This window comes from Sphingorhabdus sp. Alg239-R122, from assembly GCF_900537065.1.
Classification (GTDB): domain Bacteria; phylum Pseudomonadota; class Alphaproteobacteria; order Sphingomonadales; family Sphingomonadaceae; genus Alg239-R122.
This window is the reverse complement of sequence record NZ_UNRC01000001.1, coordinates 184,564-206,352: the sequence shown is the minus strand read 5'-3', so window position 1 is coordinate 206,352 and position 21,789 is coordinate 184,564. Positions and strand designations below refer to the sequence as shown.

19 protein-coding genes and 1 tRNA gene are annotated in these 21,789 nt (G+C 51.0%); 5 read left to right on the top strand and 15 right to left on the bottom strand.

Going from position 1 to position 21,789, the window contains the following annotated elements:
• Positions 1-57: 57 nt before the first annotated feature.
• Together G6Q15_RS01010 and G6Q15_RS01005 are read right to left on the bottom strand one after the other, a co-directional pair.
• Complete coding sequence (locus G6Q15_RS01010; protein WP_164114634.1) at positions 58-1,200, bottom strand: D-alanyl-D-alanine carboxypeptidase family protein; 1,143 nt, start codon at positions 1,198-1,200, stop codon at positions 58-60.
• Positions 1,201-1,301: 101 nt separating this feature from the next.
• Positions 1,302-2,381 carry a lytic murein transglycosylase gene (locus G6Q15_RS01005; RefSeq protein ID WP_240330684.1) on the bottom strand — a complete coding sequence of 360 codons (1,080 nt, stop codon included), beginning with the start codon at positions 2,379-2,381 and terminating at the stop codon, positions 1,302-1,304.
• Between the two features lie 174 nt (positions 2,382-2,555).
• Between G6Q15_RS01005 and G6Q15_RS01000 the strand changes: the two genes are divergently transcribed.
• A tRNA-Ser gene (locus tag G6Q15_RS01000) sits at positions 2,556-2,645 on the top strand.
• Between the two features lie 141 nt (positions 2,646-2,786).
• On the opposite strand, the gene G6Q15_RS00995 is transcribed toward G6Q15_RS01000, so the two are convergent.
• Genes G6Q15_RS00995 through G6Q15_RS00980 form a run of 4 tightly spaced genes read right to left on the bottom strand, consistent with a single transcriptional unit; the run spans position 2,787 to position 5,847 of the window.
• A complete protein-coding gene (locus tag G6Q15_RS00995) occupies positions 2,787-3,017 on the bottom strand; it encodes a hypothetical protein (protein WP_164114632.1) in 231 nt (76 codons plus the stop codon).
• 39 nt (positions 3,018-3,056) lie between these two features.
• Positions 3,057-3,776 carry an iron-containing redox enzyme family protein gene (locus G6Q15_RS00990; protein WP_164114630.1) on the bottom strand — a complete coding sequence of 240 codons (720 nt, stop codon included), beginning with the start codon at positions 3,774-3,776 and terminating at the stop codon, positions 3,057-3,059.
• Entirely contained in the window at positions 3,773-4,798 is a 1,026-nt protein-coding gene (locus tag G6Q15_RS00985) for a radical SAM protein (protein WP_164114628.1), read from the bottom strand. Before G6Q15_RS00985 ends, G6Q15_RS00990 begins: the two co-directional genes overlap by 4 nt.
• Positions 4,798-5,847, bottom strand: a complete 1,050-nt coding sequence (locus G6Q15_RS00980) for a radical SAM protein (protein WP_164114625.1) — start codon at positions 5,845-5,847, stop codon at positions 4,798-4,800. The genes G6Q15_RS00985 and G6Q15_RS00980 overlap by 1 nt, the downstream gene beginning before the upstream one ends.
• Positions 5,848-6,239: 392 nt before the next feature.
• Between G6Q15_RS00980 and G6Q15_RS00975 the strand changes: the two genes are divergently transcribed.
• Complete coding sequence (locus G6Q15_RS00975; RefSeq protein ID WP_164114623.1) at positions 6,240-6,584, top strand: PilZ domain-containing protein; 345 nt, start codon at positions 6,240-6,242, stop codon at positions 6,582-6,584.
• A 30-nt stretch (positions 6,585-6,614) separates the two neighbouring features.
• Here the strand turns inward: G6Q15_RS00975 and G6Q15_RS00970 are convergent, their stop codons facing one another.
• From G6Q15_RS00970 to G6Q15_RS00950, 5 genes are all read right to left on the bottom strand, one after another.
• Positions 6,615-6,974 (bottom strand): hypothetical protein, encoded by a 360-nt coding sequence (locus G6Q15_RS00970; protein ID WP_164114621.1) that lies wholly within the window; start codon positions 6,972-6,974, stop codon positions 6,615-6,617.
• A 62-nt stretch (positions 6,975-7,036) separates the two neighbouring features.
• Positions 7,037-7,783, bottom strand: coding sequence for an HAD family hydrolase (locus G6Q15_RS00965; protein ID WP_240330683.1), 747 nt, complete (start codon positions 7,781-7,783; stop codon positions 7,037-7,039).
• An 11-nt stretch (positions 7,784-7,794) separates the two neighbouring features.
• Positions 7,795-8,715: an aminotransferase class IV gene (locus G6Q15_RS00960; RefSeq protein ID WP_164114619.1), complete on the bottom strand. Its 921-nt coding sequence runs from the start codon at positions 8,713-8,715 to the stop codon at positions 7,795-7,797.
• Positions 8,716-8,730: 15 nt separating this feature from the next.
• Positions 8,731-10,125 (bottom strand): dihydrolipoyl dehydrogenase, encoded by a 1,395-nt coding sequence (gene lpdA, locus G6Q15_RS00955; protein ID WP_164114617.1) that lies wholly within the window; start codon positions 10,123-10,125, stop codon positions 8,731-8,733.
• Between the two features lie 31 nt (positions 10,126-10,156).
• Positions 10,157-11,428 carry a pyruvate dehydrogenase complex dihydrolipoamide acetyltransferase gene (locus G6Q15_RS00950; protein ID WP_164114615.1) on the bottom strand — a complete coding sequence of 424 codons (1,272 nt, stop codon included), beginning with the start codon at positions 11,426-11,428 and terminating at the stop codon, positions 10,157-10,159.
• Between the two features lie 150 nt (positions 11,429-11,578).
• Here G6Q15_RS00950 and G6Q15_RS00945 point away from each other — a divergent pair, with 150 nt between their 5' ends.
• A complete protein-coding gene (locus G6Q15_RS00945; RefSeq protein ID WP_164114614.1) occupies positions 11,579-12,034 on the top strand; it encodes a universal stress protein in 456 nt (151 codons plus the stop codon).
• A 12-nt stretch (positions 12,035-12,046) separates the two neighbouring features.
• Here G6Q15_RS00945 and G6Q15_RS00940 read toward each other — a convergent pair whose 3' ends face one another.
• The 4 genes from G6Q15_RS00940 to phaR all read right to left on the bottom strand — a co-directional run bounded on the left by G6Q15_RS00940 (position 12,047) and on the right by phaR (position 17,152).
• Complete coding sequence (locus tag G6Q15_RS00940) at positions 12,047-12,571, bottom strand: peroxiredoxin-like family protein (protein ID WP_164114612.1); 525 nt, start codon at positions 12,569-12,571, stop codon at positions 12,047-12,049.
• A 90-nt stretch (positions 12,572-12,661) separates the two neighbouring features.
• The gene (rnr, locus tag G6Q15_RS00935; protein ID WP_275897579.1) at positions 12,662-14,998 is read right to left on the bottom strand and encodes a ribonuclease R; all 2,337 of its coding nucleotides are present in this window, start codon (positions 14,996-14,998) and stop codon (positions 12,662-12,664) included.
• Positions 14,999-16,531 carry a proline--tRNA ligase gene (gene proS, locus G6Q15_RS00930; protein ID WP_164114610.1) on the bottom strand — a complete coding sequence of 511 codons (1,533 nt, stop codon included), beginning with the start codon at positions 16,529-16,531 and terminating at the stop codon, positions 14,999-15,001.
• A gap of 57 nt (positions 16,532-16,588) precedes the next feature.
• Complete coding sequence (gene phaR, locus G6Q15_RS00925; RefSeq protein WP_164114608.1) at positions 16,589-17,152, bottom strand: polyhydroxyalkanoate synthesis repressor PhaR; 564 nt, start codon at positions 17,150-17,152, stop codon at positions 16,589-16,591.
• 85 nt (positions 17,153-17,237) lie between these two features.
• Here phaR and G6Q15_RS00920 point away from each other — a divergent pair, with 85 nt between their 5' ends.
• Positions 17,238-18,242, top strand: a complete 1,005-nt coding sequence (locus G6Q15_RS00920) for an alpha/beta fold hydrolase (RefSeq protein ID WP_164114606.1) — start codon at positions 17,238-17,240, stop codon at positions 18,240-18,242.
• 292 nt (positions 18,243-18,534) lie between these two features.
• Positions 18,535-21,723: a TonB-dependent receptor gene (locus tag G6Q15_RS00915; protein WP_164114603.1), complete on the top strand. Its 3,189-nt coding sequence runs from the start codon at positions 18,535-18,537 to the stop codon at positions 21,721-21,723.
• Positions 21,724-21,789: the final 66 nt, after the last annotated feature.

Below are 21,789 nucleotides of genomic sequence, written 5' to 3'. Positions count from 1 at the left end.
TTACAATCCCCTATATCAGCCGCCATATGATTTGTACGGGCGGCAAATCCGCCGTTATCAGCTGAATATTGACATGAACCCAGACCAGATCCGCCCGAAAAACCCGGATTCCTCCACTGTTTCCGCTGCCGCCAGCGGTATCATCTGCGTGTCCATATCAGGCGATGATATCTTCAAGTGCGCGATTTCATCACCTGCCTCGAACGGGGCTTTGATTGGGCCGTTATAGACTACGCTAAAGCTGATTTTTTCATCATCGGCAATACGCGGGAGCGCCAGCGCCATGTCACGCGGCGCGACAAGATCCACATAACGCGAACTGCCCAGTTGCACGGGTGCCTCGGCAACAATAGTGCCTTTCTTGAACAGCGGTTTGCTTTTCCAGTTGGCAAAACCCCAGTTCATGAATTTTACCGATTCCGTAATACGGCCATTATAGCTGTCAAGCCCAGCCACAACCATCACCAAGCGGCGGCCAGACTGCTCGGCCGACCCCGCAAAGCCATAGCCTGCTTCCTCAGTATGCCCGGTTTTAAGCCCATCCGCGCCACGCACCTTGCCAAGCAGGGGATTGCGATTGGATTGCTTGATATTGTTCCATACAAATTCTTCAAGCGCATAAAATTCATCATACAATTTCGGGAAATTATAGATTGTCGCGCGGCTGAGAATGCCAAGATCGCGGGCAGTCACAACGGTCTGCCCTTCATCCGGCCAGCCATTGCTGTTACCAAACCGGCTATTCTTCATGCCAATTTCCTTGGCCTTGCGGTTCATCAACTGCACAAAAGCATCCTCGGTACCTGCAATGCCTTCAGCCAGCACCACGCAGGAATCATTCCCCGACAGCGTTACAATACCGTGCAGTAGGTCGCTGACACTCACCTCATCACCCACAGGCAGGAACATGGAAGAACCCTGGTTATTCCATTTTTTCCACGTGTCAGGTTGGACAGTAAATTTCTGATCCAGTTTGAGCTCGCCCTTTTTGATCATGTCGAACGCGACATAAACCGTCATGATTTTCGCCATCGACGCGGGCGGTATCTGCCGGTCCGCGTCTTTCGCGAACAGCACAGCGCCTGATGACAGGTCCGTCATATAGGCAATCGGTGCATCGGTTTTATAGGTCGGTGCCTGTGCCAATGACGATGTAGAGAGGGAAAATGCAATTAATGATGCAAATACAGTGTGTTTCATTCGTTTCCTGATATTCCTGAAAAGCAGTGGATGTCGTGCGTAATGCCGAGCGCGGCATATGTGCCATCATGTAGCCCGCACGCGATCACAAATGCAATATATTACCGCCGGATTTCGTCCGCGAGCAACCCGACAGACAGCGCATAGAAATTGGAGCAATTATAATCGAGAATGACGCGGTAATTGCTGGTCAGCAGATAGGCCGTCTTGCCGCGGCCATCCGGCTCCAGCAGTGTCGCTAATACATCATCATCTGCGCGGCGGCCAATGGGCACCACGCCGAGCGCGCGCCATTCACGCATTGATTTCCACTCGCTGTGCCGTGCATGCACACGCGGACACCGCGGGCTGACCGTACGGTTGCGTACGGCATTCGCATTGAATGATGCTGGCACTCGCACCGCCACACCCCATGGCACACCGGGACGCCACCCCGCGTTTACGAAATAATTGGCGATCGAGGCTAGCGTGTCAGGATTGCTCGACCAGATATTGGCAACGCCATCGCCATCGCCATCTTTCGCAAGGCGCAGGTACACGGACGGGAGGAATTGCGGATTGCCAAACGCGCCGGCCCAACTGCCTTTAAGCCGCGAGCGTGGAACGCCCCGGTCAATCATCTTCAGCGTGGCGACAAATTCACCCGAGAACAACTCACGGCGTCGACCTTCATAGGCCAGGCTGGCGAGCGAACGCGGCAGGTCAAAATTACCGGTATAGCTGCCATAATTCGTCTCATGCCCCCAGATCGCTGTAATAACTGAGCCTGGCACACCTGTTTCACGGCGTATGCGGCCCAATGTTGACAGGTTCGCCTGATAGGTGCGGCGTCCGCCCCTGATGCGTGCCGCATCGACATGCCGGCGCTTATAGGGCTCAAATGGCGGAATCGGTGAGTTGCGCGAGCCACCGGGCTGTTTGCGGTCCAGCGCGACTACACGCGGGTTATAGGTCAGTGAGGGCATGACGGAATTAATCGCGCGTTCGCTCACACCTTCACGGCGGGCCTGTGCGGCGAGTTCGCGCAGATAGCGCTGAAAACCCTGTTCGGTCAGTTGGGCGGTTGGTGTGTATGTACTGCTTTGCGCAGAAGCGCCCGATCCAGTGAAGGCGGAACCTGTCATCAAAAGGGTTGCAATAAGCGATGCAGCGCGAAGGCGGGGGAATCTTTTCTTTGTCATGCAATATGTTTTGGCACATTTCACCGCAATGGGGAATCCCGGTCAGCGCTAAATCACAACTTTATATCGCAAAATCTGTGCATATTTCGCCGCCTCACGGATTTTAAGCAGCCTCATGTGTATTTTTAGCTTGGCATGCACCTTCACATAACGCTAGAAGCGCATCGCTGAGCGGGACAGGTGGCAGAGTGGTTGAATGCACCGGTCTTGAAAACCGGCGTGCGTGCAAGCGTACCGTGGGTTCGAATCCCACCCTGTCCGCCAGCAAATCTTTTCGTAAATCGACAATGGACTTTGCCGCCTCGGATTATGGCGCAATGCCTTTTGCCTGAAAGGTGGTCAGCCTGACCGGTTTTCCGAAAAGGATATGCGGAAAAAAATACCGGCCAAGCTTACCTATCGTCTTTACCAGACGAAACCGCCAACAGTATCAGCCTTAGCTGCAAGATCGGCACTCAGCCCTTCATTGAGCTTGTTCTTGATCTCGCCCAGGACTGCCAGCTCATCGGCATCAAGCCGAGAGGCCTGATCCCTGAGCTCTTCGCTCAACACCGCAAATTGCGGTATGGCGCTTTTGATGCGCAGCTCCCTTGCCGCGCTCATATCAACCTTCTTGATTGATGCTGATTTTCCCATTTTTCATCTCCTGTATGTTACCGGCATTTGGGTGCCGGATCATGTTGATTGCATACCCTTTTCGAAACTTTCCTGGCTATGCGACCCACATGAGATCGGAGATACCGTTGCCAGCAGTTCGGCAGCACAGCGCATTGTATGCAGTCCGCTCATGGTAATTAGTTTTTCATGGTTATCTGTAAGTTCGAGGTTATCGATAAATTCGAACAATTCCCGTTTATGCGCAATATCCAGTTTTTCATGCCGCTTGATGGCGCGAAAAGCTTCTATCGGCAGACCAGATTTATCACTCAGACCCTGAGCAAAGCCGAGCGGAGGATGATATCCTTCAAGCGCCATCATGTGCCCGAGGATTGAGAAGGGGTGGGCGTGATTGATCCAATAATACTGGGCTCCAACAAGATGTGCCGCTTCCACCGAGGGAATTTTGGATTTCAGGTTCTCAGGGTCACCGCCTGCCACATGGTAATCTTCAAGAATCCAGACATCATGTCCTCTTTCTTCTTCGCGGTGATGCAGTAGATATTCTATAAATAATTCAATTGCATGGTTGGTTTCATAATTTTGCCGAGCCTTATCTATAGCGCAATCCATAAGAGATACTGCGGACCGGACGACAGAATGCATTTTTTCCAGATAGCCTAGATAGACAGCTGTAAAATCCGGATGTTCCCAAATCTTACTGGCCTGCTGAAACATATATGGGGCAACAACATCCAGCTTGCTGCAAATGCGGTTTGTCCTGCTTTGCATCTTCATTGTCCCTCCCCTTTTCCAGGCAAGGCTGCAAGGATGTTGAGCAACGGATCATCACGCGATACCGTTTTCGACATATCTAGGGCCTTCCAGCATAAATCGCAGGTTGACGCTATCCGTCCATCCGTAAGTGCCGAAAAAGCAGGGTGTTGGGTTAGTAGACCAAGACCGATACCACCAACGACATTTAACATCGGATTTGAGTTGAAATCAGCAATGGCTTGATCAAATTGCACGTCTTCATTGCCACTGCACCGCAATTGGTCAGGGCCCAACCCCATGATGACATCTTCGTTACAACAGGCCGAAACACGACCATCATATCTGATCATTGGATTTCGTATCAGGTGACATGGCGCTATATCTTCCGGAGAAAGCCTTTTTGGTACGTGAAAGACATTTGCACCGCGACCATTGTCCAGCGGCCTTGTAATGTTGATTTCAGCAAAGCGCCGGTAATCATTCCCCAAAGCACGCTGCAGCAATGTAACCGCTTTTTGTTCTCCTTCGCCTTGATCCAGTGCCTGAATTATTAACCAGCAATTTGAACTGACCACAGTTTGAGCGGCTTGGGCAAAGGCTGTTTCATCTACTGCATCCTGATGGAATGCGTCAGTACTTAGATAGACTGTATCCACCCGTCCCAACACTGTGTCTATCCAGTCTGGAATACGTTTTGCACTGGCCCATACCCCACTTGTGAATACAACGATTTTCTTGTTCGCGTCACGAAATCTGGCACTGGCATGCAACAAAGCCCTTTTCTCGACAAACGGTTCTCCTCCTGAAATCGCCACAACCTCAAGGCGTTCTTTTTTGGCTATCCAGCTGACAATTCTCTCAAACAGGTCAAAGTCAGTGATTTTGGGGCTGTCAATGCGCGAATCTACTGAACAATGTGCACAGCCGACTGGACACCGGTCGGTAATGAACAGTAACATCGAACGGTCTGCCGTATGACGGATTTCCTCGAGTTCCCTATGGGTGAGAATCGCCCTGCCATGAATATTTTTTTCTATAAGCATTAGCCATCCCTTCCCAATGAAACCAGGTCAGAAAATTTGGCTGTACCCTCTGAACGAGCAAATGCCTCCGCACCTGCCTCTAGACGCAAGACGGCCACAGTGTCCTCCAGAAGACGGATCGAAGGAGATGTCATGTGCTTATTCAGGTTTTTGCCAAAGTCGCGGGTTGGCTGCATGTTGATGCAAGTGTCACAATATCCTGTACAGTCAGGTTTTTGGCTCGAAAACCGGTTCACCGTAAATTCCGGTCCATAAAGCCGGATTGCACGTAATGTGCATGATGAAGCGCTTCTTTCACTAATTGTTTGCCAGCTGTCTGTCATCGCATGACCAAGAACAAGGTGATCAGGAAGTTTTTCTATCACATCATCGTTACCGCAAGCCACGATTGTACCGTCATAAGACATGACAGGCCATGCAGCCATATGGCAGGGGCTTGCCTTAATCTGCTCCTGCTCCTCTGGTACGGCTTTGGAAAACCATTTCCTTGCCCTACCAAAAGGTTCCAGAAGGTTGACTAAAATGGGGACGTCATCCCCAAAACGTTGCTGTATATCGGCAGTAGCGTCCGCAATGAACGGATCATCTTCATTTGCTCCAACCAGATGTACGCTGACATCAGTTCCATAAGACAACACCGTATCAAGTGTTTTCAAAACCAGGTCTCTATGGATTTCCTGCTCATGATAAGCGTCCGTACTTACGGAGAAGTGATCAACACTACGAATGGCACGTTCAATATTAGCGGGTATTGTTGGATGTCTGGCAAAGAACAGTCCAGACAATACAGAGCTGCTTGTTCCTGCCCTGCGCGCCATCTTTGCCAGTTTCATTATCAGTTTTGGCCGAAGAAGGGCTTCTCCGCCTGAAAGGGCCATGATTTCTGGGTGGTGCTGCGGAGAAAATGTACCAACGAAACGGACGAACCTGTCTTCCGGATATTCTTCGCTTTGCAGTGATGAATTTGTAGAGCAATGAGCACAGCTCAGAGGGCATTTTCTGGTCAAACCAATGGAAATACCTGCTCCAGGTTGGGAACGTATTTTCAATATGTCAGATAAATGCATGTTCAAATCGCCCGCAATCCAAATTAACTCTAAATGCGACCGGCGATCCGATGTTGGTTCTTCAATGTATTATTATAATATTTTTAATTGATACCAATCTTCTATTTACAAGTGTATAAATGTAAATTTTATGAAATGATTGTATAAAATAGACGTCATGTTAATTTTTGAAAAAACGAGAACTCTACAATATATTATATAAAAAATCTAAATGTTCAACTGAACTTATTTTATATGAAATCATTTCAGTATGGATATATAAATCCATTTATCAATATTTACATTAAAATATAAAAAATCGATATTGCGTAACAGTTTTTTAGGGTCTTTGTAGCATAGATCAATCTGACCAGATTTCCAGGACGAACCACGTAATGCTGCATATTGACAGACGAAAAGATGATCCATTTACCAGCCGCCGGGCAGCGATCCGTGCGGATGTCGAGATTTCTGCGGAAATCAGGCAGTTCGGATATTCCTATTACAAGACACGTCTGACTGATATTTCACAGCTCGGTTTCCGGGTGGAACATCCGTTCAAGTTCAATCTCGGTACACGAGTTAATCTCAGGATCCCGGGGCTTGAAGCGCTGGAAGCAGAGATCAAATGGATTGAAGGCGACCGTTATGGAGCCATGTTCATAGCCCCACTGCACCCGGCCGTTTTCGATCATATCATTCAATATGTGAATGGAAGGCACCAAAAGGCCGCCTGTTAACCGAAACGCTTAAACTCGCCGAAGGCGGTACTACCTTTCTTTCGTGGGTCGCGTATTCGTGGCTTTATAGTCATTGAACCCATCCACCCAGCCAGCAAGCAAACCTTCGGCTTCTTCGTCCGCATATTCCTCAGCTTCCTTGCGGCTTGCTCCATATTTCAGCTCTTCCGTGATGATCGCCTCGCGATATTTCGCGCGTTGTGCAGTACATTTCGCATTCGCTTCTGTCTGAAACACTTCCTTGGTGCCTTCGCTTTCCAGCTGCGCATGCATGGCGTCAATTATGCAGTTCGAATAGGCTTTGCGTGCCTTATCAAACGTATCACCCTGCACAAACGTCAGTAAAAGAGCCAAAACCAGTGACACGTGCATCATAAGTTCCCCAGACAAACTATATCCTGAGAGATGTTACCACATTATCGGCAATTTCACAATTTGCCAAGACTAACCGATCAAGCTGCCGCTGCCATTTTCAAAAGCGCCATTTTTTCATAGAAAGGTTGGCATTCAGCATTGATCTTCTGCTGCGCGCTATCCAGCACTGGCGGCTTGCTCACGCCAGGGGAAAAGCCAGTTGTCTCGATAACCTGGTTATACCAGTGACTTGCCCAGATACCGTCCGTATCGCGATATCCAGCTTTCCAGTTCAGCATGGCTGAATCCCATGGAATACCCAGTTTCTGGCATAGCAGGCACAGCATTGCTTCGGGCTCTGCAAGTATATCAACTGAATCAAAAATAGCCGGAACTTCGCCATCCCTGTCACAGCAATATTGGACATAATCCCACTGCTTTTCATAGCCTAGATCGGATGCACTGACCTCAATCCGTTTGGCGGCATAGCTGGCAATGACATAGGCTGGATCACGGATCAGGAAAGCGTGCCGATGCTTGGGAAAATCAAGGATCGAGTACGGACCTGTCATTTGAAATGGCATGTGTTTTTGATACCATATAGACTTGCCGCCTTCAGGCAAAGCGCCATTCATGGCGGCATGCACTGTTTGCCAGTTGCAATCCATATCCTCAATAATTTCGCGGAACATGGGTTGTTTGATGCCAGTCTGCTTCAGGTATGCACCATAAAATGGTTCATCGCTGACACAGGTATCCTTACGCGCACCAAAACTGCGCATCATTGCGGTTGAGATATTGCGCGGCCCTGACCACATGGCAATGCGGACTGTTTTTTGTGTCATGCCCTGTTGTGTCATGATGCGATGTCTTTTTCGATCCGCGCCTTGTACAGTTCCTGCAGGCGTTCCACCATCGGCCCCCTGCCCTTAGTCAGCACCCTGCCATCAACTTCAGTTGCGGGTACAACGCCTGCAAACGTGCCGGTGATAAAGGCTTCATCCGCGCCATAGACATCGGTCAGGGAGAAGTTCTTCTCAAACACTGGAATGTCATTTTCACGGCAGATTTCGATGACATTGCGCCGCGTAATCCCGCCAAGGCAATAATCCCCTGTCGAGGTCCATACTTCGCCCTTACGGACTATAAAGAAATGCGTACTGTTGCAGGTCGCGACAAAACCCTGTGGGTCGAGCATCAACGCCTCGTTCGCGCCTGCCTTTGCCGCCTGAATACAGGCAGTGATACAGTTGAGCTTGGAATGGCTGTTAAGCTTCGGGTCCTGTACTGCGGGGTCACCGCGGCGCACATGCACGGTGAACAACGTCACCCCACTTTCAATCATGACGGGTAGCGGGTCTTTATATTCCGGAATGATGACAATAGTCGCGTCCGATATCACCACACGCGGGTCCTGATAGGGTGTCGAGCGGATGCCGCGCGTCACCATCAAGCGGATGTGCACGCCATCTGTATCGCCATCCATACCATTGGCGGTCAGCGTATCGTATAGCCGCTTCACCATCGTCGCGCACGATATGCCGACATCCATGTCGATGGCTTTGGCGCCTTCCCACAAACGGTCCATATGCGCGTCCAGAAACGCAATGCGGCCCTTATGGACGCGCAGCCCTTCCCACACACCGTCGCCCAGCATGAATCCACTGTCGAACACAGACACCACGGCGTCCGCGCGCGGAACAATATCACCATTTACATTGATTAATACCGACTGGTTACGATCATTCGGCGTAAAATCATGTGTGCCTTTGGCCATATCGCCTCCTTCTTTTTAGATATGTAATGCCTTCCCGTAAGCGCTGAGTACGCTTTCGTGCATCATTTCGCTTAATGTCGGATGCGGGAAGACGGTGTTGCCGAGTTCTTCCTCAGTTGTTTCCAGCGTTTTGCCAACAGTGTAGCCCTGGATCAGTTCGGTGACTTCGGCGCCGATCATATGCGCGCCAAGCAGTTCGCCAGTCTTAGCGTCAAATACGGTCTTGATGAAGCCTTCCGCTTCGCCAAGTGCAATCGCCTTGCCATTGCCAATGAAGGGGAAATTGCCGACTTTCAGCTCATAGCCCGCTTCTTTCGCTTTGGCCTCCGTAAGGCCGACAGAGGCGATTTGCGGGTGGCAATAGGTACAGCCCGGGATATTGAGAGGGTCCATCTCGTGCGGATGGCCGCCGGCGATCGCTTCGACTGCAATCACGCCCTCATGGCTTGCCTTGTGCGCCAGCCATGGTGGCTGCGTCACATCGCCAATCGCATAGATATTCGCGGCACTCGTCTGGCACATGCCATTGGTAACAATATGCCCGCGATCGGTTTTGATGCCGAGTGCTTCCAACCCGATATCTTCGGTATTGGGGACAATGCCGATAGCGACAATGGCATGGGTGAATTCGGTAGATGTGGCCTTGCCATCCTTGCCCTTGATCGCGGCTTTTACGCCTTTACCGGTATTTTCCAGCTTCTCAAGACCTGCAGAAATATGGATGGTCATGCCTTGCTTTTTGAGTGACTTTTCAAGGAAAGCGGACACTTCGGCATCCTCAACGGGCACAATCCGGTCCATCATTTCAACCACGGTTACATCGCAGCCCATGTCATTATAAAAGCTCGCAAACTCGATACCGATCGCGCCGGAGCCAATGACCAGCAGCTTTTTGGGCATTTCCGGCGGTGTCATGGCTGTGCGGTATGTCCAGATACGCTTGCCATCGGCAGGCGCAAACGGCAGGTCACGGGCCCGCGCGCCCGTGGCGATAATGATATCCTTGGCGGTCAGCTCCTCTGTCTTACCGTCCTTTGTGACGGAGAGTTTGCCTTTACCCATAAGCTTGCCATCGCCCATATACACAGCAATCTTGTTCTTTTTCATCAGGTGCGTGACACCCTGGTTGAGCTGTTTCGCCACCCCGCGCGAGCGTTTGACGACAGCTTCCAGATCAGCGCTGATCTTCTCTGCAGCAAGGCCATAATCCCTGGCATGCTGCATAAAATGAAAAATCTCCGCCGAACGCAGCAGCGCTTTGGTCGGAATACAACCCCAGTTGAGGCAAATCCCGCCCAGATTTTCACGCTCTACAATCGCGGTTTTAAGGCCCAATTGCGCCGCGCGTATTGCGGCCACATAGCCGCCAGGGCCGGAGCCAAGAACGATTAGATCGTATGAGTTAGCCATATACGCCTCTTAAGTTATTAAATTATTATATTTAAGCTACCAACCCCAAAGGGTTCTCCACCAGCTCTTTGAGCGTTTTCATGAGCTGGGCACCGTCTGCGCCGTCGATGGCGCGGTGGTCGAAGCTGCCGGTCGCGCTCATGATGGTGGCAATCTGCAGGCTGTCATCAATCACATGCGGACGCTTCTCGCCTGCGCCGACTGCCAGGATCATGCCTTGCGGCGGATTGATGACCGCGTCAAACTGCTTAATGCCGAACATACCCATATTGGAAATGCTCGCCGTGCCGCCCTGATATTCATGCGGTTGCAGCTTGCCTTCCTTGGCGCGGCCCGCAAGCTCCTTCATTTCCACGGCAATGGCAGAAAGTGATTTGCTGTCAGCGCCTTCGATAATCGGCGTAATCAGGCCATTCGGAATGCTGACCGCCACCGAAATATCGGCGCGCTGGTAGCTGATCAACTGATCGCCCGCAAAGGATACATTGCATTTCGGCGTCTGTGTGAGCGCCATGGCCAGTGCTTTGATCAGCATATCATTGACCGACAGTTTGATCTCGCGTGGTGCAAGTGCAGCATTAAGCTCACTGCGCAGCTTTAGCAGTGCATCCAGCTGGATATCGACGGTCAGGTAAATATGCGGAATAGTCTGCTTCGCTTCGGTCAGGCGGCGCGCAATTGTCTTGCGCATATTGCTGAGTTTTTCGATCTCGTGCGGGATTGTGGTTTCAAACGCAGACGTCGCGGCAGGCGCCGATGTATCGGCCGCTGCGCTCGGCGCTGGCGTGCTTGCACTTTTGCCTTCAACATCTGCTTTGATAATCCGTCCGCCGGGGCCAGTGCCAGTGATGCCGGAAAGGTCTACACCATTTTGTCCGGCAATCCGCCGCGCCAATGGGCTGGCCTTGACGCGGCCTCCCGATGCAGCGGGTTGCGCTGGCGTTGGAGCCGGTGTTGGTTCTGGCGCGGCTGCAGGTGCAGCGGGCTCTTCTGCCGTAACAGGCTCAGATGCTGCACCGGCGTCACTATCGACCACATTTGCGGCATCTTCGGCGCTCTCACCTTCTTCGGCTATAACGGCTATAACCTCGCCGACCTTCACATTGTCTGTACCTTCGGCTATCAGGATTTTGGCAATCGTACCTTCATCGACTGCTTCGAACTCCATCGTGGCTTTGTCAGTCTCGATTTCCGCTAGCAAATCCCCCGAAGACACTTCATCGCCCTCCTTGACCAGCCACTTGGCCAGTGTTCCTTCTTCCATGGTGGGGGAAAGCGCGGGCATTTTCAGTGAAATTGGCATGTGAAAACAGTGCTCCTGCAAGGCAATTCGTATTTCATCCCTATTGATACCCTTATCGCCGTAGGGTCAAGGGGCAATGGGCTTGCACAGGTCCAAAAAATAGCGCAGTCTTCATTTTAAGGGCATTTCGCATAGCAATGGGGATATAATATGCGTATTTATCTGGTGATTGTCGACGAAACGGCGGAAGCGCGCAAGGCGCTGCGTTTCGCATCACGGCGCGCACAAAAAACCGGCGGCGCGGTGCATGTGCTGGCACTGATTCCGAAAGAGGACTTCCTTGCCTGGGGCGGTGTACAGGCGACCATAGAAGCCGAATCCAAAGACAGAGCAGAAGCACTGGTGGCCAGCGCGGCAGGCACATTATTCGATGAATCAGGCGTACGCCCCGCCATGTCTATCCGGCAGGGCGACGCTGTTTCCAATGTAAAAGAGTTTCTAGCTGAACATAACGAAGTGTCCGCGCTGGTACTGGGCGCAGCCGCTACGGGTTCGCCAGGGCCATTGGTGGCACATTTTGCCGGAAGCGAGGCAGGCGCTCTCCCCTGCCCCGTCATGGTTATCCCAGGATCACTTGAGAACGAGGATATTGACCGGCTAAGTTAAGTCAGCGCCTTTTTATTGGGCTGCAACTTCACCGCGCGCCGGATAATCATGCTCCAGCGCATAATCTATGCCCATCATCAGTTCTTTCAGCGATGGCCGCGTAAACGGCATGGTCTGAATGCTGCCAAAATAGAGAGTGCCGTCCGGGCGTACAAGAAATAGGCCGGGTTCGGAAAATAGCTCGGGTTCATTGTCATTAATGCCATTTGACAAGAACAGCCCAAAACTACGCGCCTCCACTTCGCTCAGGCTATGTCCAATGGCGAGCCTGTCCACACCCCAGTCCTGCTGCGCCTTTGTGGCTCGTTCTTCGTTATCCATACTGATTGCAACCGCATTTACGCCGCGCTCTGCCAAAGCATCGAGGTTATTCTGTAAATCACGCAATTGACCTTTGCAGACCGGGCAATGTAATCCGCGATAGAACAATAGTAACGTGAAGTTTTCCGGCTTGCTTTGTGACAGATCAAACGCGCCGCCTCCGACAAGCGGGATTTTGAGGTCAGGAACAGGTGTTCCGGGCAGTGTATGGGACATATTGTATCTCCTTGATAAGCTTTCGCCTCCGCATGGTAGAGATATGATACCGTCAGAATTTTCCAAGTCGTTTAAAGACAAACAAATTCTTTACCGGCCCTTATGCTTTATATTAGCAGGGCGGCCACGCTTCCCGGTGCGATGTTTGCCCTTGTTTTTGGTGCTGCGCTTATGTTTGCCGGATGGCGGTCTGCCACCGCGCCCGCGCCGGTCCCTACGGTTACCACCATTATTGCCGCTGCTACCACCTTCGGGAAGTTCAAATTTCAGTGCACCTGATATCGGGTTGGCTTCAACCAGACGCATGTCCAGTTTGCGGCCGACATAATAACTTTCCCGGCTATGCTCCCCGGTCAGCGTCTGTGCACCGGCGTCATATATGAAATATTCATCACCCAGCGAACGGGCCGGCACCAACCCGTCACCCCCAATATCATCCACCGTTACAAAAAAGCCGAAATCTTGCACGCCGGTAATACGTACAGTGTGTATTTCACCAATGCTTTTGGCGAGATAGGCGGCGACATAACGGTCAATGGTCTCCCACTCAGCCTTCATCGCCCGGCGTTCAAAGCCGCTAATACGTTCGGTAATACCGTCAAGGTTACCGCGGTCTGCTTCGCTAAGACCGGATTTAGCCGGAATATCGCTGTTCGTCGGCTTCGGTCCTTCAAGCCTATAAGCATCGACCAGGGCGCGATGCACCAACAGGTCGGCATAACGACGGATCGGGCTGGTGAAATGCGCATAGCTGCCCAAGGCAAGACCAAAATGCCCTTGGTTACGCGGTGTGTAATAGGCCTGTGTCTGACTGCGCAGCACCTGTTGTGTTACCAGCGGTTTTTTCTCTTCATCATCCACTTTGTCCATAATGTGGTTGAAAACGGATGGTCGCACAACCTGCCCCAGCGCAAATTTGATATCAAGGCTGGTCAGAAAATCCTTAAGCGCAATCAACTTTTCACGGCTTGGTACTTCATGGACGCGGTAGACGGTCGGAGCTTTCTTTGCTTCCAGTGCTTTGGCCGCCGCTACATTTGCCGCGATCATATAGTCTTCGACAAGCCGGTGCGCATCGAGCCGCTCACGCGCCGCCACGCTTTCAATATTGCCATCCTCATCAAGAACAACTCGGCGTTCGGCCAAATCCAATTCAAGCGGATCGCGTGCGTGGCGTGCTTTCAACAGTAATTTCCAGCAGTCCCAGAGTGGTTTCAGCACTTCTTTCGCAAATGCGCTGTCCATCGCGTCATATTGCGCCTGTGCATCTTCATAGGCAATATTGGCGGATAACTGTACGATTGCACGGCTGAAACGCCATGACGTCACCTGCCCTTTTGCATTGATGACGATATGGCAGGTCATAGCCGCCCTATCCTGCCCCTGTTTCAGCGAACATACGTCCGCAGAAAGGATTTCAGGCAACATTGGTACCACGCGATCGGGGAAATAGACGCTATTGCCGCGCTTACGCGCCGACCGGTCAATCTCACCGCCCGGGCGGACATAAAAGCTGACATCAGCAATGGCGATAACTGCCCGGAAACCGCCTGGGTTATCGGGACTGTCATCGGGTTGAGCCCAGATTGCATCATCATGATCGCGTGCATCGGCAGGGTCGATGGCGATGATCGGTAGGTCACGCAGATCTTCGCGGTAATCGCCTTCAATCGGTAATTTGGCAGAGATTTCCGCTTCTTTCAGTACAGCACCGGGAAACTCTATCGGGATATCGTATTTGTTAAGCGCAATCAGGCTGAACGAGCGCGGAGCGAGCGGATCGCCCAAAACTTCGCTCACAGAGGCCGTCACACGGTCGCGGCTACCTGATTTTTCAGCCAGCACCAGATCGCCCGGCTGTGCTTCGCCCGGGTCTTTGATCGGTGTGCTGTAGCGGACTTTCTTGTCCACTGGCGCCAGCCACAATTTTCCGCCCTCACGTTCTTCAACCACGCCCATTAAGGCTTCCGATGCACGAGAAAGCTTTTTCATCGGATGCGCAGTCCAGCCATTTCCGGCTTCTTCGGTGCGTGCCAATATGCGATCGCCCACAGCCAGAGCCGCGCCGCGGCCACGTTCAATCACGCGAAGACGCGGCGGTACAGCATTATCTGCCTGCCAATTATCCGGTACTGCAATGGGTTGATTACCGTCAATTTCAATGATCTTCAGCACCGTGACGCGCGGAATGCCGCCCATTTTATGGAACGCCCTGCCTTTGTTACTATCAATCAGGCCCTCATCCGCCATATCCTTCAGCAGCGCTTTGAGCGCTATCTTCTGCTGCCCCTTCAAGCCGAAATGGCGGGCAATTTCACGCTTACCTGCAGGCTCGCTGGACGATGTGATAAACTCCATCACCTGCTTTGCCGTGGGAAGCCCTTTTCCCTTGGCCGCCTTGCGCTTCGGTTTTACAGGGCGCGCCACTTAATATGCACGACCAATAAGAATATATTCGGCTGCCGTATCACCTGTGAAGAAGCATGGTTCATCTGGCTGACCGCCATCTTCAGGTGTATTGCGCATGGTAAGTTTCAGCGATTTGAGCTTATCGATAATCTGCTCAAGCCCGTTGCCTGTAGGTTTCGACCATGCCACTTTCACCCATCCGGCATGTTTATCTTTCTTATAGAATTCAGATAATTCATCAAAACTCTTAATATCCGAATTGATATTCGTCTCGAGCCTTTCCCGTGCTTCACGGTGCAGCCTATCCTGTATTTCCATAAGCAGTTGCGGTGCGGCTTCGGCAAAATCCTGCCAACCTATGGCATTGGCGTCGAGTTTACCATTTTCCTGATAAAGTGCATCGCGCCGGATAACGGTCACCTGTTCACCCGCGGCATCACGTCCGCCAATTTCCAATATGATCGGCGCGCCCTTTTTAATCCATGACCAGCGTTTATTTGATGCCTTACCGGGTTTCTTGTCGAGCTGCACACGCAGTTTTTCACCAAAAGCCGTCTGCTGCTTCAGAGCTTTTGCTATACTCGCGCAATATTCAACCAATGCATCATCTTCGGGCTTGTCACGCAACATCGGCACAATCACAATCTGATAAGGTGCAATTTGCGGCGGTACACGTAGACCATCATCATCACCATGCGTCATGATGACCCCGCCTATCAGGCGCGTTGATACCCCCCAGCTGGTGGTATAGGCATGCTGAAACTCACCTTCGCGGTCCTGATACCGAATATTTTGCGCCTTACTGAAATTCTGCCCCAAATAATGCGATGTACCAGCCTGTAACGCCTTGCCATCCTGCATCATCGCTTCAATCGAATAAGTGGCATCCGCGCCCGGAAAGCGTTCATTTTCAGGCTTTTCACCCGCAACAACCGGCATGCAGAGCACTTCTTCGGAAAAGTCGCGGTACATTTTCAGGATGGTGAGCGTTTCTTCAACCGCTTCTTCCTTCGTCGCATGCGCTGTATGCCCTTCCTGCCACAGGAACTCGCTCGTGCGCAGAAACATACGCGTGCGCATTTCCCAGCGCACCACATTGGCCCACTGGTTGATCATGATCGGCAGGTCGCGCCAGCTTTGCAGCCAGCGTGAAAAAGCAGCGCCTATCACCGTTTCCGATGTCGGACGCACCACAAGTGGTTCTTCCAGCTTTGCGTCGGGATCAACGACCAGATCGCCACCATCAGATTTCAGTCTGTGATGCGTGACAACAGCCATTTCCTTGGCAAAACCGTCCACATGCTCGGCTTCTTTGGCAAAATAACTTAGAGGAATGAAGAGCGGGAAATAGCAGTTTTCATGCCCCGTTTCTTTGATCCGTATATCCAAAAGCTGTTGCACACGTTCCCATATGCCATAGCCCCATGGCCGCATGACCATGCAGCCGCGTACGCCGGATTCTTCGGCAAGGTCAGCTTCGGTGATGACGGATTGATACCAAGCAGCGAAATCCTGTTCGCGCGTGATTGGCAGTGCATTTTTTTTCGACAATATATCGCCAGTCTATTCTGTGTGGGTGTCATTTCGGGCGCAGCGTTCATGCTCTACCTATTTATCCTTGGTAAGCGCGTCCATTTTCTTCTGCATCTCGGCAAGCTGTGCTTTGAGATCTGCAATTTCCTGCTTATCGGCATCCTCTGATTTATCACCGCGCCGTTTGGAAGAGCCTGGGATCAAAACATCTGCCGCACCGCGCATCATCGCCATGTTCTGCTCGGCAAGCTTGGTAAACGGGTTGGCAGCGAGGCTCCCTTTAACTGCTTTTTGAAATTTTTCTTGATTGGCACGGAAGGATTCCATCGACGCCTCCAGATATTGCGGGATCATCGATTGCATCGAATTGCCATACATGGAAATCAGTTCGCGGAGGAAACTGACCGGTAACATCTGCTGCCCGCTGCTTTCTTCTTCCATGATGATCTGGGTCAGGATATTATGAGTGATGTCAGCGCCGGTCTTGGCATCAACAACCTTGAAGTCCGTTCCGTCACGTGTCATTTTCGCAAGATAGTCCAGCGTAATATAGCTGGAAGACTGTGTATTATACAGCCTGCGATTGGCGTATTTTTTGATGATGATGGCATCATCGGAAGCAGATTGGGAATCGGACATGCATAGCTCTCCAGAAGAAATTACACAGACCCTAGCATCCAATCATAGTGCGCCGCAACATGGACCCCGCCCCTTACCGCTTTTTATGAAAATGCTGTGGGAAACTATGGGGCATGAGCCTGAAAAAATGACTCGAGTTTTAGAAGGCGTCGAGCTTTATCAACATGCCCCGCGCAACCATCAACCTTCCCCCGGTACGCTTATCGCCGTGCAGGGCCGCGTGGAGTTAAGGCGCCCTTATCCCTCCCTGGAAGGGCAGGAAATGGTCATATTCGTGCCCTCGCCAATTAATTCAGCCTATATATTGGACATTGATAATGATGCATCGTTAATGCGTTATCTGTCACAGCAAGGTTTTGATCCCGTACTGCTCCATTGGGGCAAGACGCTGCCGGAACATGCACATGAAAACATAGACACATATATAACCGATTATCTCGTACCGTTGTTGCAATCGCAAAACCGCCCCATACATCTCGTAGGTTATTGCCTGGGAGGCTTACTGGCCATGGCCGCAAGCTGTATGACACCGGTCAAAAGCCTCACGCTCCTTGCACCGCCATGGAAGTTCGATGGATATAGCGATCAACGCCGCCGTGATCTTTCCGCGCTTTGGGACGTAAATAAACCATCATGCGATGCTATCGGTCTAGTACCAATGGAAATTATCCAGAGCGGGTTCTGGACACTGTCGGGTGGTAGTCTCTTTAACAAATATGCCCGCCTTGCCGGTAAAGATCCTGAATCCAATAGCCTCCGGAGGTTTGTATCGATTGAGGATTGGGCAAATGGCGGTGAACCTCTGCCGTTTGCCTTTGCCCAGCAATTGTTTGAAGATTTTTACAGTCGCAACATTCCCGGTAAGAACCAATGGCATATTGCAGGGCAGATTATCACCTCTGAAGCTATTCACATGCCAGTGCTCGAATTCGCATCACGCACTGATTCCATTGTGCCTATTGCGAGTTCTCCGAATATGAAAAATCGTATGGTATTAGATGCAGGACATGTTGGGATGGTGGTTGGAAGCACTGCAAGAAACACCCTCAGGAGAGAAATGCAATCCTGGTTGGACAAAAATTCCAACTAGAGTTTCATGCGTATCGTATACTCAGAATATTAGCATTGTTCAAAATAAGTATACATCTAGTGTGTAAATACTTATTATTTTTCAGCGTAATTTTATGTCGCATCACAGTTTCGTATCACAGCGCACATATGTGTGACAAATAAGTTACAACCCGCCCACAAACTGACATTTACAGGCATGATTCAATGTAAAATCATATTTGTGGCCCAATCGGACATTGACTCATCTGAACATTTTATGAATGTCGACTTTGATTTTTAATTATCAAATCTGCTTGGGGAGTTATTTTCAGATGAAGTCTACACGCTTTTTATGCGCAGCGTCCGCTTTCGGGCTCGCGCTTGCTATTTCACAGCCTGCATCCGCACAGGAAGCCGGCGCCAACAATCCGGAAGATTGCGAAGTCTTCACAACCGACGATGATCGCGCTGCATGCATTGCACGGCGTGACGATGTCCAGAGCGACGTGTCAACGCCTGCTGCCTCTGACGATGGCGGAGCGATTGTCATTACCGGTTCACGTATTCGCAGGAGCGAATTCAACAGCTCTGACCCGATCACGATCATTGACCCTGCACTAGCTGCTAAACAGGGCCAGAATGAACTTGCGGAGATCATTCAATCCTCACCTATTGCTGCTGGTTCAACCCAGATCATTTCTTCCATTTCAACGAACTTCGTCACCAATGGCGGCGCTGATGCCCAGACTGTATCGCTCCGTGGCCTTGGCGCAGAACGTACACTTGTTCTCTTGAACGGTCGCCGTGCCGGTCCTGCGGGTGTCCGCGGTGCTGTTACATCTTTCGACTTTAACGTTCTGCCTTCATCAATCGTGCGTTCAGTAGAAATTCTGAAAACGGGCGCTTCATCCATTTACGGGTCAGACGCGATCGCCGGTGTTGTCAACATCATTACGAAAACGAATACAGATGGCGTTGAATTTAATGGCTTTGCATCGGTTCCAACCGAGGGCGCACGTGAAATTTACAACGTTAACGCTACCTACGGTAAAACATTTGATCGCGGTCATATTCTTGCAACAGTTGACTATTTCAAAGCAAATAGCCTGAAACGCAATGATCGTGACTTCCTGTTTTGTGAAGAAGAGTTCCTGACACGGATCGATGGCACTACCCGCGCCGATATCGTCGACTTCCGTACTGGTCAGCCTGCCTGTGGCGGTACGATTGGTAATCTTGTTCTTACAAACAACGACTTTACGGGCCCTGGCTTTTCAAACGGTCTTCTAGGCCCTAATGGCCGTCAGTTGTTTATCGGTCAGTATTCAGAACCCGGCGCAGACCTGAGCCAGGTTGGTGTTGCAATTAATGGCTTCCCGGGTGTTACTGCTCCAGCCAACTTCTTCGGTCTGAACTTTGATGGTCCTTCAACGGGCGCACTGAACCAGTTCGAACCCCTTGAGCAGACATCTGATGTTTTCTCTGAAGTTGAACGTTACAGTGCATATGTTGATGCTGCCTTTAACATCACGGACGATATCGAAGTCTATACCGAGCTGCTTTACAACAAACGTAAAACACATACGGACGGTTTCCAGCAGGGCTCGGTGTTCCAGTTTACTGGCAGCTCGATACTACCAAATTTCTTCTGCGATCCTAGCTCCGACTTCAACTGTAATCCGGGTGACGCAGGCGACCCTCTGAACACAGCTTTCAGCGGTAATTATCTGCTTCGTCCCCTGTTTCTTGTTGAATCTGACAGCGGTACAAACATTGACTATTACCGCGGTGTCGTAGGCTTCCGTGGTGACTTTGGCGGCGCACTGACAGGATGGAACTGGGATATTTACGGTCACTACAGCCGTTCTGATGGTGAATATAACCAGGATGTTATCCTTGATGATGCCATCTTTACCCAGGATTTCCGTACACGCTCTTGCGTAGGGTTGAATACACCTGTCACAAACACACCATGTATTGACATCAACTTCCTGGACCCTCGTGTCCTGCGTGGTGATTTCACACCGCAAGAGAGAGCGTTCCTGTTCAGTAACGAAACGGGTAACACGCGGTATGAACAGACTTCAGGTGAAGCCATCGTATCCGGCAATCTGTTTGATCTGCCTGCAGGCGGTGTCGGCGTTGCATTGGGTACACAAATTCGCCGCGACGAAATCCGCGACGTTCCAGGTGAGGTTACTCTTGCCGGTAACGCGAACCGTCGTACATCTTCCGGTATCACGGCTGGCCGTACGGTATCAAAAGAAGTGTTCGGCGAAATTGAAGTGCCACTCATCTATAACACGCCTTTAATCCAGCAGCTCACACTGTCAGGTGCGGCACGTTACACTTCAGTGGATGCAACACGCCGCGACGGTGTCAAAGACAGCTTCAGTGACTTCACATGGAAGGCTGGCGTTAATTGGGAAGTTACAGACTGGCTGCGTCTTCGTGGTAGCTGGGGTACTTCATTCCGTGCACCCGCACTGTTTGAACTCTTCCTCGAGAACCAGACCGGTTTCCAGGGGCAGCAAGATATTGACATCTGTACCAACCTTCAGACGAAACTGGATAACGGAACCACCAACCAGCGTATTGTTGACAACTGTGCCGCAGACGGCATTGGTCTCAACTTCGCAGGTGCGACCGGCAGTGCGACAATCACTTCCGGTGGCGGTATCGGCACTCTTGCCCCTGAAACATCGACAGCTAAAACGGCAAGTGTCGTTTTCACACCTGATGTTTCCGGTTTCCTTTGGGATGGCCTGTCATTTAGCCTGGCAGTGGATTATTTCGATATCTCCATTGATGACGAAATCACCACACTTGGCGCAGGTAACATCATCATTGGTTGTTACAATTCCGAATTCTTCCCTAATGAACCATTGTGTGACCAGATCACACGTTCTCCTGCAGGGGCGACCGACGAATTCAACATCACGGCTGTTAGCGATACTTTCGTAAACATCAACAGTCAGGATAACCGCGGCATCGACGTTACAGCCCGTATCGTACAGGATCTTGGTAACCTAGGTACCCTGTCACTACTGGGTCAAATGACTTGGCAGATTGAAGACAAAATCGAGCTTTTCGATGGTACTCCGATTGATGATAATGGCGAAAACGGTGAACCTATATGGGTTGGCGACTTCAACATTACCTGGAACAAAGGTGCAGTATCTGCATTCTGGGGCATTGATGTAATCGGCGGCACATCGGATGAGGAAGATCTTCTGGATACACAGGGTTCGCTCTGCCGTACCTCAATCTTCCGCCCGGGTCCTGAATTCTGCCCAGATACACGTCTATCACCGACATTCTATCACTCAGCGTCTCTTTCGCTGCGGGTACAGGATAGCTTTACAATTACGGCAGGTATGTCGAACCTTTTCAACACACGGCCGCCACGGGCGTCCACCGTGTTTGCTGGTGTTCGTTCAATTGGCCAGGCTCCGGTGTTCGCATCGCAGTATGACTATGTAGGTCGCCGTGCATTTGTGAGCGTCAACGCTGCTTTCTAAAAGAAGCGTCTATACATTTAGAAAATGGCGGTGGGGTATAAACCCGCCGCCATTTTTATTTGTGCA